The organism is Aquabacterium sp., from assembly GCF_041915145.1.
Lineage (GTDB): Bacteria > Pseudomonadota > Gammaproteobacteria > Burkholderiales > Burkholderiaceae_C > Aquabacterium.
Genome location: NZ_JAYSBZ010000075.1, coordinates 1 through 13,827 on the forward strand (window position 1 = coordinate 1; position 13,827 = coordinate 13,827).

The window sequence follows — 13,827 nt, forward strand, 5'->3', positions numbered from 1 at the left end:
CCCATCCGAACAGGGGAATTCCCCAGACGCTCCTTGCCGAGTTGTCAACAGGATCGGGCATGTCATCTCTTGACCCTGTGGACGAACCTGCCGCTGCTCAGCCGAGTGCTGCGCGGCTGGGTTTGGTGTTGCCCAAACGTTTGGCCCGGCGTGCCGTGACGCGCACGCTGATGAAGGGTCAGGCTCGAGCCATTTGTCGGCAATATGCCGCCGAGTTGCCTGCCGGCGACTGGGTGCTGCGCCTGCGTGCGCCATTCGATGTCAAGCTGTTTCCGAGCGCGGCGTCACTGGCCCTGAAGCAGGCGGTTCGGCATGAGTTGCTGACGCTGTTTGCTCAGGCGTGCAGGGCGCAGCCATGAAACCGGCTGGGCGAGCGATGTCGTTTCACCCTGTTCAGTCCGCTCTGATCGCGCTGATACGCGGCTACCGATTCTTCTTCAGCCCCTGGGTGGGTTCGGCGTGCCGTTTCGAGCCGACGTGTTCGCAATACGCCCTGCAAGCCTTGCGGCAGCATGGCGCAACCGGGGGCAGCTATCTGGCGGCTCGCCGCTTGTTGCGCTGTCACCCCTGGTGCGACGGCGGGCATGATCCCGTTCCGGCTCGCTTGCCGGGGCTGTTCACTTCCTTGTCCAACCAGACTCGCACAGAACCCAGCGATGCCGCTGCGGTCGTGCCGTCTCAACAAGAGTCTTCTCTATGACTGATATGCGCCGCACCCTGTTGTGGATGGTGTTCGCCGTCTCGCTGATGATGCTGTGGGATGCCTGGAACAAGCACAACGGCCACCCGACGGTGTTCGGCATGCCGGCTCAAACGTCCGAGGTGGCGGCGTCGGGCGCCGCGCCGGGCGCTTCGGCGGTGGCGAACTCGGTGCCCGCTGCATCGACCGGCGTGACGCCAGTTGCCGCAGCACCGGCTGCCGCGGCCAGCGCCGCAGTGGTGGCTCCGCACGAGCTGGTGACGATCACCACCGATGTGGTCAAGGCCACCATCGATACCGACGGCGGCAGCCTCGTGCGCGTCGAGCTGCTCAAGCATCAGGACCAGGAGGACGCCGCCAGGCACATGGTGGTGCTCGACAAGACCGCTACCCACACCTACGTGGCGCAGTCGGGCCTGATCGGCCAGGTGGCCGGGCAGGGCCTGCCCAATCACACGACGGCGTTCAGCGTCGAGACGCCGGCCCGTGTGCTCGCCGATGGCGCCGCACAACTGGAAGTGAAGCTGGCTTCGCAGCCGGTCAATGGCGTCAAGCTGGTCAAGACCTACGTCTTCAAGCGCGGCGACTACGCCATCGACGTGAAGCAGGAAGTGGTCAACGCCTCGGCGGCGGCCATCAACCCGACCCTCTACGTGCAGCTCGAGCGCGACAGCAGCGCGCCGCAAGCCGCGCAAGGCCCGGCCTTCATGGGCGGCCCGCAGGCCTACACCGGCATGGCCGTGTTCAATGCCAAGGGCAAGTATCAGAAGGTCGACTTCAAGCATCTCGACGAAGGCAAGGCCGAATTCGAGAAGAGCGACGACAACGGCTGGGTGGCGATGGTGCAGCACCACTTCGCGTCGGCCTGGCTGCAGAACGACAAGGTGACGCGCGAGTTCTTCAGCAAGAAGATCGCCACCAACCTGTATGCCACCGGCATGCTGTTCAACCTGGGCGAAATCGCGGCGGGGCAGACCAAGACCTTCGACGCGACCCTGTTCGTGGGCCCGCAAGAAGAGAACAAGCTCAAGGCGCTGGCCTCGGGCCTCGAATACACCAAGGACTACGGCTGGACCCATGTGATGGCCGCGCCGCTGTTCTGGCTGCTCGACAAGCTGCACGGCATGCTGGGCAACTGGGGCTGGGCCATCATCGCGCTGGTGGTGCTGCTCAAGGCGGCCTTCTACTGGCTCAACGCCAACGCGTATCGCTCGATGGCCAAGATGAAGGCCGTCAACCCGAAGATCCAGGAGATGCGCGAGCGCCTCAAGAGCGACCCGCAGAAGATGCAGCAAGAGATGATGCGTATCTACCGCGAAGAGAAGGTCAACCCGATCGGCGGCTGTCTGCCCATCGTGATCCAGATCCCGGTGTTCATCGCGCTGTACTCGGTGCTGTCGTCGTCGGTCGAGATCCGCAACGCGCCCTGGATCGGCTGGATCACCGACCTCTCGGTGAAGGACCCGTTCTTCGTCCTGCCGGCCCTGATGACGGCATCGAGCCTGCTGCAGACCTGGCTCAACCCGACGCCGCCGGACCCGGTGCAGGCCAAGATGATGTGGATCATGCCGCTGCTGTTCAGCGTGATGTTCTTCTTCTTCCCGGCCGGCCTGGTGCTCTACTGGCTGACCAACAACGTGCTGTCGATCGCCCAGCAGTGGATGATCAACCGGCAGCTCGGCGTGACGAACTGACGCGCCGCGAGTTCAGCGCGCTCAAACAAAAGCCGCCTGGGGTAACCCGGCGGCTTTTTTGTTGTCTGAACCGGTTGGTAGGTTTGGCGGGTATCAGGCGGCCACGGGTTCGGCTGACTCGACCGTGGCGCCGGGCTTGGCGTGACGCAAACCGCGCGCGGCCCAGTCGTGGATTTCGAGCTCGCCGCTCGGGTGCTCGACCAGCGCCGTGAGGCTCTCGACCCAATCGCCGTCGTTGCAATACAGCACGCCGTCGATGTCGCGCATCTCGGCGTGATGGATGTGGCCGCAGACCACGCCGTCGGCGCCGCGCTTGCGGGCCTCGCGAGCCAGGGCCGACTCGAAATCGCCCACGTAGCTGACGGCGCGCTTGACCTTGAGCTTGAGGTATTTGGACAAGGACCAGTACGGTAGCCCCACGCGGGCGCGCGCCGAGTTGAACCAGCGGTTGAGCTTGAGCGTGAATTCGTAGAGCGTGTCGCCCAGGTGGGCGAGCCACTTGGCGCACTGGATCACACCGTCGTAGAGATCGCCGTGCGTCACCCACAGCACGCGGCCGTCGGCGGTGGTGTGCAGGCATTCCTCGGCGACCTCGATGCCGCCGAAGGTGTGGTCGAGATACTTGCGGGCGAACTCATCGTGATTGCCGGGCACGAAGATCACGCGGGTGCCCTTGCGCGCCTTGCGCAGCAGCTTTTGCACGACGTCGTTGTGCGCTTGCGGCCAGTACCACGAGCGGCGCAGCTGCCAGCCGTCGATGATGTCGCCCACCAGATAGAGCGTGTCGCACTCGACGTGCTTCAGAAAGTCGAGCAGGGCGTGGGCTTGGCAACCGGGGGTGCCGAGGTGCACGTCCGAGATCCAGACGGTGCGGACGTGGATCGAGCCATCATCGTCGCGCTCGCCTTCGAACGTACCGGGATGGCGCTGCCGAGGCTCATCAGGAGCCTGCAACAACTCTCGCATCAGACCAGCTTGGAGATCGGCACGCATGGCAGCATGGTCGGGGTGGCATGTGACGCGTTCGAGACGGTTCGGTGAAGCGGCTTTGACAGACCGACAAGCGGCCCGGGCTTGAGGGGGTGCCGAGCGGGGACAATGCGGGAATGAGCTCAAGCCCCATGCCCCGCACCGACCCCATCGTCGCCAGTGCCACCGCCCCGGGGCGCGGCGCCGTGGGCATCGTGCGGGTGTCGGGGCGCGGGCTGGACGCGCTGATCGAGGCGCTGTGCGGGCGGGCGCTGCCGGCTCGGTCGGCTGTCTACCTGCCGTTTCTCGATGCTGCCGGCCAGCCCATCGACCACGGCCTGGCGCTGCACTTTCCGGCGCCGCACAGTTTCACCGGGGAGGACGTGCTGGAGCTGCAGGCCCACGGCGGCCCGGTGGTGCTGCAACTGCTGGTGGCGCGCTGCCTGGAGGCGGCGCAGAGCCTGGACGGCAGCGGGCAGCCGCGCTTGAAGCATTTGCGTCTGGCCGAGCCGGGCGAGTTCACGCAGCGCGCCTTCTTGAACGACAAGATCGACCTGGCCCAGGCCGAGGCGATTGCCGACCTGATCGACGCCAGCACCGAGGCGGCGGCGCGCTCGGCCAGTCGTTCGCTCAGCGGCGCGTTCTCGCGCGAGGTCGACACGCTGCGCGAGCGCATCGTCGAGCTGCGCATGCTGGTCGAGGCGACGCTGGACTTCCCGGAAGAAGAAATCGACTTTCTCGACAAGGCCGACGCGCGCGGCCGGCTGGCCCGCGTGGCCGCCGCGCTCGACGCCGTGCTGGCCCAGGCGCGGCAAGGCGCGCTGCTGCGCGAGGGCATCACCGTGGTGCTGGCCGGCCAGCCCAACGTGGGCAAGAGCTCGCTGCTCAATGCGCTGGCCGGGGCCGAGCTGGCCATCGTCACGCCGATTGCCGGCACCACGCGCGACAAGGTGCGCGAAACGATCCAGATCGAGGGCGTGCCCTTGCACATCATCGATACCGCTGGCCTGCGCGCGGCCGACGAGGCGAGCGACGAGGTCGAGCGCATCGGCATGGCGCGCAGCTGGGAGGCCATCGAGCACGCCGACGCGGTGCTGTTTCTGCACGACCTGACCCGCGTGGGGCAGGCCGATTACGAAGCGGCGGACCGCGAGATCCGCGCCCGGCTGCAAGCGTTGCATGCGCCGCAGCGGGCGCTGGTGCACGTGTTCAACAAGGCCGACGTGGCGGGCGGCACGCTGCCGGCGGTGGACGGGCGCCGCGTCAGCTTGTCGGCCCGCACCGGCACCGGGCTGGCCGATCTGCGCGCGACGCTGCTGGAGCTGGCGGGCTGGCAGTCGGCGCCCGAGGGCTTGTTCATCGCCCGGCAGCGCCACGTGCAGGCCTTGCGCGCGGCGCGCGAGCATCTGCAAACGGCGCAAGACTGGGCGGAGCAGGGCGACCGTCAGCTGGACCTGTTTGCCGAGGAGCTGCGCCTGGCGCACGATGCGCTGGGGGCGATCACCGGGTACTTCACGCCCGACGATCTGCTGGGCGAGATCTTCACGCGGTTTTGCATCGGAAAGTAAAGTCTGCCGAAATCGTTGCCGGGCGCGACCGTCCCGCTTTCGTACAGGCAATATCAGGGTTGATGCCCCGGCGCCGACCATTGAGCGGGACGGGTCGCGTCGGGATAATGCGTTTGCAGATGTGCTTCGGTTGCAGGTGCCGGGCCGGGTCCTCCGCAAGGGACTCACAGCCAGCCCGGATGACCGAGGTCAGGCGGTAAGGAGAGGCAGGACAATGGATTTCAACAATCTGGTGCAGGCGATCCAGACGCTCAACGCCGAAGACGCATTCCGGCCCCGGCTGGATGCTCAGCAGTGGCGCACGCTGGGGGCTTACCTGACACCGCATGAGATGCGCGCCGGTGACCTGCTGGTCAAGCAGGGCGATCGCGATCGCACGGTGTACTTTCTGGCGCAGGGTTCGCTGCAGGCTTTCGTGAGCGGGGGCGCGCCGGGCGCGGGGCGCATCGCCATCCTGCGAGCCGGGTCGATCTGCGGCGAGCCGGGGCTGTTTGCCGACGGCCCGCGCATGGCCAACGTCGAGGCCATGACACCCTGCGTGGTGTGGGCGTTGCGCCTGCCGCGCTTTGAAGAGCTGGCCGCCCGCGTGCCGGCCGTGGCGCTCGAGGTGTGTCGCGCCGCTGGCGCCGTGATGGCCATTCGCATGCGCGCCAACGCGGTGCGCCAGACGCCGACGGCCTGAGCCGGCCGGGCCTGCACTCGCCAGCGTCTTTTCTGACGCCGCGCGGCGTTCAGCCCTGGTGCAGCGCCGGCACGCCGGCCAGCTCGTCGAGCAGGTCGCGCAGCGCCGTGCGCGTGGCCGACAAGGCGGCTTCGATGCGGGCCGCGTCGCGGGCTTCGCAGGCGCTTTGCAGCGTGGCCGCGCAGTCGTGCAGCTGGTGCGCGCTGAGGTTGCCGGCCAGGCCCTTGAGATCGTGCGCGAGATGCAGGGCCTCGTCGAGCCGGCCCGCGTGCCAGGCCGCTTCAAAATGTTCGGCGAACGACGCTTGGCTGGTCATGAAGCCCTTGAGCAGGCGCTTGAACAGGCCGGCGTTGTTCATGCAGCGGGTCAGACCATCGACGATATCGATGTGCTGCAGGCGGGCTGGCAGGTCGTGGTCGCCTGGTTCGGGCGCGGACAGGGCTTGCGCCGCCGGCTGGGCGGGGTGGATCCAGCGGGCCATGGTGTCGAACATGCGCTCGACGTCGAGCGGCTTGGCGATGTGGTCGTTCATGCCGCTGGACAGCGCGTGCTCGCGGTCGCTGGCCAGGGCGCTGGCGGTCATGGCGATGATGGGCAGATCCTTCCAGGCGGGCTTGCCGCGGATGCGCGCGGCGGCGGTGTAGCCGTCCATCACGGGCATCTGGCAGTCCATCAGCACGCCGTCGAACGGGCCTTGGCTGTCGAGCAGGCGCAGGGCTTCTTCGCCGTGCTGGGCCAGCACGGTGCGTACGCCGGCGCGGTGCAGCAGCTCGATGGCGAGCTCCTGGTTGAGCGGCTGGTCTTCGACGAGCAGCACGCGGGCGCCGGCCAGTTGCCGGCGCGCGTCGCTCATCTGGGCGGAGCCGCTGGGCGTGGCGATCAGCGGGGCGGGGCTGGTCTGGCCCAGCGTGGTGCTGAAGGTGTCGAGCAGGGCCGAGGGGGTGACGGGCTTGGTGAGCACGCCGGCCAGCGGCACGTCGTGCGCGGCGCGCAGGGCTTCGGCGCGGCCGAAGGCGGTGACGAGCAGGATGCAGTGCTCGGCGTCGGGGAAGCGCTCGACGATGGCGCGGGCGCAGGCCACGCCGTCCATGCCGGGCATCTTCCAGTCCATCAGGATCCAGTCGTAGGGGTGCGGGGTTTCGGCGATGCGCTCGAGCGCGCGCGCGCCGCTGTCCACCGTGTCGATCTGCAGGCCCAGGCCGCGCACCATGTTGCCGAGCACCTCGCGGGCGGCGGCGTTGTCGTCCACCAGCAGCACGCGGCGGTCTTGCCACTCGCTGCTGAGCGGCGCGCGGCTGGTGGTGCCGCCCGGCGCTCGCCCGAGCCGGGCGGTGAAGTGGAAGGTCGAGCCGCGCCCCGGTTCGCTCTCGACCCACAGCCGCCCGCCCATGTGCTCGACGAGCTGGCGCGCGATGGTCAGGCCCAGCCCGGTGCCACCGAAGCGTCGGGTGGTGGAGTTGTCGGCCTGCGTGAAGGGCTGGAAGAGCCGCGCTTGCTGCTCGGCGCTGAGGCCGACGCCGGTGTCGCGCACCCAGCCGTGCAAGGTGTAGTCGTCGGTGTCCACACTCTGCACCTCGAGGCCGATGGTGACGTTGCCCTGCTCGGTGAACTTGATGGCGTTGGAGCCCAGGTTGACCAGCACCTGACGCAGCCGCGTGGGGTCGCCCACGAGGTGGCTGGGCAGATCGCGCGACGCGGTGAAGAGCAGTTCGAGGCCCTTTTTCTCGGCCTGCAGGCCGAGCATGTCGGTCATCTGCTCGACCACGGTTTCGAGCGCGAAGGGCACGTGTTCGAGTTCGAGGTGACCGGCCTCGATCTTGGACATGTCGAGGATGTCGTTGAGGATCTGCAGCAGGTTCTTGGCGGCGCCGTGGGCCTTTTCGACGTAGTCGCGCGGCTTGGGCGGCAGGTTGTCTTCGAGCGCCAGGTGGGTCATGCCGATCACGGCGTTCATCGGGGTGCGGATCTCGTGGCTCATGTTGGCCAGGAAGGCCGACTTGGCGCGCGTGGAGGCCTCGGCGGCGAGCCGGGCCTCTTGCATGACGGCTGCGGCGCGCTTGCGCTGGGTGACGTCGGAGATGATCGCGCAGACCAGGTGGTTGGCGTTTTCCTCGAGCGGGATGGCGATCACCTCGGCGTCGAACACCTCGCCGTTGACGCGCGAGTGCTGCCACTCGAAGCTGATCACTTCTTTTTGCTGGATGCGCTGCAGGATGCTGGCCAGGCGCTCTTGCTGGGCGTGGTCGTCGGGCGCGATCGGCGGGCTCATGGGCGGCCGGTCGGGGCGCATGCCGATGAGGGACTGCTCGTGGTGGACGCCGAACATCGCCAGCGCGGCGGCGTTGGCGCGCGTGACGCGCAGGTCTTGATCGAAGTAGATGAAGGCCAGCGGCGCGTGCAGGAAGACGGCCTCGAAGCGCGCCTGGGCGTATTTCTGCTCGGTCAGGTCGAGCCAATAGCCGTTGTAGGTGACGCTGCCGTCTTCTTGCTGGCTGGGCGTGCTGTCGCAGCGCACCCAGCGCGTCTGCCGGTTCACCTCGACGGCGAATTCGATGGGGCGGATGGGGGGCGCGGGCGGGTTCTGCCGCGCCAGACTCCAGGGCAGGGCGGGGTTTTCTTGCAGGGTCTCGGGCTCCACGCCGAGCACGGCCTTGAGGCCTTGGCCGATGAAGCTGAAGTAGCCCGCGCCGTGGATCGGCTGCTGGTAGCGAAACACCACCAACGGCAGCGCGTGCGCCATGTTGCGCAACTCGCCCTGCACCTTGGCAAGGGAGGCCTCGCGGCGCGTGCGCTGGCTCAGGGTGGCGATCAGCCAGTAGCCCATCACGAGCACCAGCACGGCCGCCAGCAGCGGCCCGGCGACGGCGGCGCTTTCGCCGCTCAGGGGGGTCAGCACCCAGGCGGCGAGGTCGCCGTGGCGCAGAGGCTTGCTGAGCGCGAGGTAGGCGCGGCCGTCGATGGTGACCTGCATGATGTTCTGCCCCTGCACCTGCACCGGGGCGATCTTCCAGGGCAGCTCCTGCAAGGTCCGCATGTACAGGCGCCTGGCCAGCTCGGGGCTCATGGTCATGGGCCCTTGCAGGGGCGTGCGGTCGAGCAGGTTGGCGCCGTCCGGGCTCATCAGGATCACGCCTTGCGCGTCGGTGACGAGCAGGCGACGGGAGGGGTCGGCCAGCAGGGGCGCGAAGGCTTCCGGGCTTTGCTTGACGCCCAGCACACCCAGCAGATGGTTGGCGTCGCCGATCTGGGCGGCGAAGTAGAAGCCGGGAATGAGCGTGATGCGCCCGACGGCGAATTGCGAGCCGCTGCCGGTTTCGAGCGATTCGACGAAGTAGCGCCGCGTCTTGAAGTTGGTGCCCAGCACGTTGACGGGTCGATCGATGCGGCTGTCGGCCACGGCGGTGCCGAAGCGGTCGAGCAGGAAGATGTCGTTGACGCGCAGGTCGGCCGAGGTCTGGCGCAACAGCGCCGACATGTCGATCACCTTGGGGTGCTTGGCCAGCGCGGCCTGGGTGTCGTGCCGCTCGGCGTCGGTCAGGGTGGCCGAGTTCGGCACCTCGACGGCCTGCAGGAATTGCGCGATCGACGTCTGGCGCGCCAACGCTCGCGACAGGGCTTCGAGCTGCTGCAGCGAGATGTTGAGCGTGTCGGCCACGCTGTCGAGCCGGGTCTGGCTGGCGCGCAGCAGCTCGGCGCGGTGGCTGTCGATCTGCTGGGTCAGCAGCCAGGCGGCGCCGATCACCACCACCAGCGTCCAGACCACGAGGGCGCCGATCAGGCTGGTGCGGCGCGGGGCGGAGGCGGTATCGGGGTAGAGGGTCGTCGCCTCCATAAAGCGTGCTCTCCTGATTTGTTGGGTTCACCGCACGGGTGCGCTCGGGAGATGGAGGGCACGGGGCGCCGGTTTTTGGTGCAGTTTGCCTTGTCTGGGGCCCGACGGCCAGCTGGGGCGGTTCCCGATCGGCGCGGGCGACCGAGCGGTCAGCCTTGCAGCAACAGGTGCTCGGCGCGGGCCAGGTGCTCGGGGCGGCCGGACAGCACCAGGGTGTCGCCGGACTGCAGCACCAGATGGTCTTGCGGCGCGACCACGGCGCCGTTGGCGCGCCGCAGCGAGACGGCGCTGACGCCGTCCATCAGCGGCTCGAGCTGCTCCAGCGTCTGGCCGACGCAGGCCGAGTCGTTGGTCAGCGGCAGGCTCTTGAGGCGCACGAGCTGCATGTCGTCGAGCCCGTCGTCGTCGGCGCCGTGAAAGTAGCCGCGCAGCAGGCCGTAGCGCGCCAGACGCTGCGCCTGCACGAGCCGGATCACGCGCTTGATGGGCACGCCCAGCAGCGCCAGCGCCTGCGAGGCCAGCATCAGCGAGCCCTCGATGGCCTCGGGCACCACCTCGGTGGCACCGGCGGCCTGCAGCTTTTCGAGGTCGGCGTCGTCCATGGTGCGAACCACCACCGGCAGCTTGGAGGCGTGCTGGCGCACGATCTGCAGGATGCGCAGCGCCGAGGGCGTGTCGTGGTAGGTCACCACCACCGCCGCCGCGCGGCTCAGGCCGGCGGCCTGCAGGCTTTGCAGCCGGGCGGCGTCGCCGAACACCACCGACTGCCCGGCGGCGGTGGCCTGGCGCACGCGGTCGGGGTCGAGATCGAGCGCGATGTAGGGGATGCGCTCGCCTTCGAGCAGCCGCGCGAGGTTCTGCCCGCTGCGCCCGTAGCCGCAGATGATCACGTGCGACTCGGTGTTGATGCTGCGCTTGGCGATGGTCGTCATGGCCACCGACTGCAGCAGCCAGTCGTTGCTCGACAGCTTGAGCACGATGCGGTTGCTGTACTGGATGATGAGCGGCGTGGCCAGCATCGACAGGATCATCGCCGTCAGGATGGGGCTGCTCATGTGCGGCGGCATCAGGTTGCTTTCTTGCGCCAGCTTGAGCAGCACGAAGCCGAACTCGCCGGCCTGCGCCAGATACAGCCCGGTGCGCAGCGCCACGCCGGTGGGCGCGCCGAACACCTTGGCCAGCACCGACACCAGCCCGGCCTTGAACAGCACCGGCACGGTGGTGAGCGCCAGCACCAGCTGCCAGTGGTCGAGCACGCTGCGCCAGTTGAGCTTCATGCCGATGGTGATGAAGAACAGGCCCAGCAGCACGTCTTGAAACGGCCGGATGTCCACCTCCACCTGGTGCTGGAATTCGGTCTCGGCGATCAGCATGCCGGCCAGGAAGGCGCCCAGCGCCAGCGACAGCCCGGCGTGCTCGGTCAGCCAGGCCAGGCCCAGCGTCATCAGCAGCAGGTTGAGCATGAACAGCTCTTCGCTCTTGCGCCGCGCCACCACGGTGAGCCACTTGCGCATCAGGCGCGGGCCGATGGTCACCAGCAGGGCGACGATCACGAAGCCCTTGAAGCCGGCGATGGCCAGCGTGCGCAGCCAGGCCAGCGAGGCGTCTCCGTCGGCCGAGTCGCCCAGCGCTGGGATCAGCACCAGCAGCGGCACCACCGCCAGGTCTTGAAACAGCAGCACGCCCAGCACGCGGCGGCCGTGCTCGCTCTCCAGCTCCAGCCGCTCGCTCATCAGCTTGACGACGATGGCCGTGCTGCTCATGGCCAGCGCGCCGCCCAGCGCCAGCGCGCTCTGCCAGCCCACGCCCCAGCGGTGGCCCGTCCAGGCGAAGACCAGCGACAGCAGCGAGTTGCACGCCAGCGCGCCCAGCATCGTCAGGATCACCTGCGACGAACCCAGCCCGAACACCAGCGTACGCATGCTCTTGAGCTTGGGCAGGCTGAACTCGAGCCCGATCACGAACATCAGGAACACCACGCCGAATTCGGCCAGGTACTGGATGCCCGCCGAGTCCTTGGCCAGCGCCAGCGCGTTCGGCCCGATGGCCATGCCCACGGCGAGGTAGCCCAGCATCGGCGGCAGCTTGAGGCTGCGGCACACCACCACGCCGAGCACGGCGGCGATGAGGTAGAGCAGGGCGAGGTCGAACGTGGTGGCCATGTGGGCGGTGATGGGCGCGCGCGGAGCGCGATCTCTACAATCGATGTTCCATCATCGTACCCGGCACCCGCCTTTCGAGCGCGCCGGCTGACAGATCAAGGACGCACCACTTTGACCACCCCCTCGGCGCCCGCCACCCCGCCGCCTCTTTCCGCCCTCGACGACGCCCGCCTGCTCGATCTCGCGCGGCGCACGCTCGACATCGAGGCCCAGGCCCTGCTCGCGTTGCGCGAGCGCCAGGGCGCCGGCTTCGTGGCCGCCGTGCGCGCCGTGCTGGCCTGCACCGGCCGCGTGGTCGTGATGGGCATGGGCAAGAGCGGCCACGTGGGGCGCAAGATCGCGGCCACGCTGGCGTCCACCGGCACGCCGGCCTTCTTCGTGCACCCGGCCGAAGCCAGCCACGGCGACCTGGGCATGATCGCCCCGCACGACGTGGTGCTGGCCATCTCCAACTCGGGCGAGAGCGACGAGCTCGTCACGCTGCTGCCGGTGCTCAAGCGCCAGGGCGTGCGGCTCATCGCCATCACCGGCCGGGCCGGCTCGACGCTCGCGCAGCATGCCGACCACGTGCTCGACAGCGCCGTCGATCAAGAAGCCTGCCCGCTCAACCTCGCGCCCACCGCCAGCACCACCGCGCAACTCGCGCTGGGCGACGCGCTGGCCGTGGCCCTGCTCGACGCGCGCGGCTTTCGCGAAGACGACTTCGCCCGCTCGCACCCCGGCGGCTCGCTGGGCCGCAAGCTGCTCACACACGTGCGCGACGTGATGCGCTCGGGCGAGGCCGTGCCCCGCGTGGCGCCGGCCACGTCGTTCACCGACCTGATGCGCGAGATGAGCGCCAAGGGCCTGGGCGCCGCGGCCGTGGTGGCCGACGACGACCAGTTGCTCGGCATCTTCACTGACGGCGACCTGCGACGCCTGATCGAGCGCGGGCAGGACCTGCGCGCGCTCACCGCCGAGCAGGTCATGACCCGCTCACCGCGCACCGTGCCCGATACCGTGCTGGCCGCCGAGGCCGCCGCGCTGATGGAGGCGCACCGCATCAACAACTGCCTGCTGGTGGTCGATGCGCAAGGCCGCCTGGTCGGCGCGCTCAGCGCCAACGACCTGATGCGTGCCAAGGTGATCTGAGATGCGCGAGCTTCGTCCCACCCTCACGTTCGCCCCCGAGCTGCTGCTCAAGGCGCAGGGCATCCGCGCCGCGATCTTCGACGTCGATGGCGTGCTCACCGACGGTCGGCTCTACATCAGCGAGGCCGGCGAAACGCTCAAGACCTTCAATGTGCTCGACGGCCACGGACTCAAGCTGCTGGCGCAGGCGGGCATCACGCCGCTGGTCATCACCGGGCGCGACTCGCCCGCCGTGCGCCGCCGCCTGGCCGATCTCGGCCTGCAGCACGCCGCCTTCGGCGCGCACGACAAGGTGGCCGCCGCCGAGCAGTTGTTGTCCAACTTGCAAGTGGGTTGGGACGAGCTCGCGGTGATCGGCGACGACTGGCCCGATCTGCCCCTGATGCTGCGCGCCCGCTTCGTCGCGGCGCCGGCGCAGGCGCACGTCGAGGTGCGGGCGCTGGCCGACTACGTGACCGCCTTGCCCGGCGGGCTGGGCGCGGCGCGCGAGTTCTGCGACCTGCTGCTGATCGCGGCGGGGCGCTACGCCGACTTGCTCACCGGCGGTTCGCTGGCCACGCTGGACGCCGCCGCGCGCCCGGTCGGCGCCTGACCCGCGCACCATGGCTGCGTTCACGAAATTCACCTGGCGTGACGGCCTGTCGGGCTCGCTGCCCATCGTGCTGATGGCCTTGCTGGCGGCAGGCACCTGGTGGCTGGTGCGCCACACGCCGCAGCCCGATGCGCCGCGCCGCGCCACCGCGCCGGCACACGAGGTCGACTATGAAATGCGCCGCTTCGAGGCGCGGCGCTACGGCACGGATGGCGCGCAGCGCGCGGTCGTCACGGGCGACGCGATGCGGCACTACGCCGACGACGGCGCCGTCGAGATCGACGCCGTGCGCGCCCGCGGCACCGACACCAGCGGGCGCCGCATCCATGCCACGGCGCAGCGGGGGGTATCGAACGCCGACAACACCGAGCTGCAATTGCTCGGCCAGGCCCATGTGGTGCGCGACGCGCTCGACCCGGACGATGCCGATCCGGCCCGCGCGCCCGCTCCGCGCAAGGCCACCGATGGCCGCATGGAGCTGCTCGGCGAGGCGCTGT

11 protein-coding genes are annotated in these 13,827 nt (G+C 69.0%); 8 read left to right on the forward strand and 3 right to left on the reverse strand.

Features of this window, described 5'->3' with window-relative positions:
• The 3 genes from ACE3SS_RS12670 to yidC all read left to right on the forward strand — a co-directional run.
• The coding region (locus ACE3SS_RS12670) for a ribonuclease P protein component (protein WP_374594467.1) at nucleotides 1–359 on the forward strand (359 nt) is incomplete at its 5' end.
• Between the two features lie 17 nt (nucleotides 360–376).
• Nucleotides 377–700, forward strand: coding sequence for a membrane protein insertion efficiency factor YidD (gene yidD / locus ACE3SS_RS12675; RefSeq protein ID WP_374594469.1), 324 nt, complete (start codon nucleotides 377–379; stop codon nucleotides 698–700).
• Nucleotides 697–2,394, forward strand: a complete 1,698-nt coding sequence (gene yidC / locus ACE3SS_RS12680) for a membrane protein insertase YidC (RefSeq protein ID WP_374594471.1) — start codon at nucleotides 697–699, stop codon at nucleotides 2,392–2,394. The genes yidD and yidC overlap by 4 nt, the downstream gene beginning before the upstream one ends.
• Nucleotides 2,395–2,487: 93 nt before the next feature.
• Here yidC and ACE3SS_RS12685 read toward each other — a convergent pair whose 3' ends face one another.
• Nucleotides 2,488–3,387 carry a UDP-2,3-diacylglucosamine diphosphatase gene (locus ACE3SS_RS12685; protein WP_374594473.1) on the reverse strand — a complete coding sequence of 300 codons (900 nt, stop codon included), beginning with the start codon at nucleotides 3,385–3,387 and terminating at the stop codon, nucleotides 2,488–2,490.
• Between the two features lie 128 nt (nucleotides 3,388–3,515).
• On the opposite strand from ACE3SS_RS12685, the gene mnmE reads away from it, so the two are divergent.
• Complete coding sequence (gene mnmE / locus ACE3SS_RS12690) at nucleotides 3,516–4,931, forward strand: tRNA uridine-5-carboxymethylaminomethyl(34) synthesis GTPase MnmE (RefSeq protein WP_374594475.1); 1,416 nt, start codon at nucleotides 3,516–3,518, stop codon at nucleotides 4,929–4,931.
• A 214-nt stretch (nucleotides 4,932–5,145) separates the two neighbouring features.
• Nucleotides 5,146–5,613 (forward strand): cyclic nucleotide-binding domain-containing protein, encoded by a 468-nt coding sequence (locus tag ACE3SS_RS12695; RefSeq protein WP_374594477.1) that lies wholly within the window; start codon nucleotides 5,146–5,148, stop codon nucleotides 5,611–5,613.
• 49 nt (nucleotides 5,614–5,662) lie between these two features.
• On the opposite strand, the gene ACE3SS_RS12700 is transcribed toward ACE3SS_RS12695, so the two are convergent.
• Both ACE3SS_RS12700 and ACE3SS_RS12705 read right to left on the reverse strand, forming a co-directional pair.
• Nucleotides 5,663–9,445, reverse strand: a complete 3,783-nt coding sequence (locus ACE3SS_RS12700) for a response regulator (protein ID WP_374594479.1) — start codon at nucleotides 9,443–9,445, stop codon at nucleotides 5,663–5,665.
• 149 nt (nucleotides 9,446–9,594) lie between these two features.
• Complete coding sequence (locus ACE3SS_RS12705; RefSeq protein ID WP_374594481.1) at nucleotides 9,595–11,607, reverse strand: cation:proton antiporter; 2,013 nt, start codon at nucleotides 11,605–11,607, stop codon at nucleotides 9,595–9,597.
• A 111-nt stretch (nucleotides 11,608–11,718) separates the two neighbouring features.
• Between ACE3SS_RS12705 and ACE3SS_RS12710 the strand changes: the two genes are divergently transcribed.
• From ACE3SS_RS12710 to lptC, 3 genes are all read left to right on the forward strand, one after another.
• The gene (locus ACE3SS_RS12710; RefSeq protein ID WP_374594483.1) at nucleotides 11,719–12,738 is read left to right on the forward strand and encodes an SIS domain-containing protein; all 1,020 of its coding nucleotides are present in this window, start codon (nucleotides 11,719–11,721) and stop codon (nucleotides 12,736–12,738) included.
• A 1-nt stretch (nucleotide 12,739) separates the two neighbouring features.
• Nucleotides 12,740–13,330 carry a KdsC family phosphatase gene (locus tag ACE3SS_RS12715; protein WP_374594485.1) on the forward strand — a complete coding sequence of 197 codons (591 nt, stop codon included), beginning with the start codon at nucleotides 12,740–12,742 and terminating at the stop codon, nucleotides 13,328–13,330.
• Nucleotides 13,331–13,340: 10 nt separating this feature from the next.
• The coding region (lptC, locus tag ACE3SS_RS12720; protein ID WP_374594487.1) for an LPS export ABC transporter periplasmic protein LptC at nucleotides 13,341–13,827 on the forward strand (487 nt) is incomplete at its 3' end.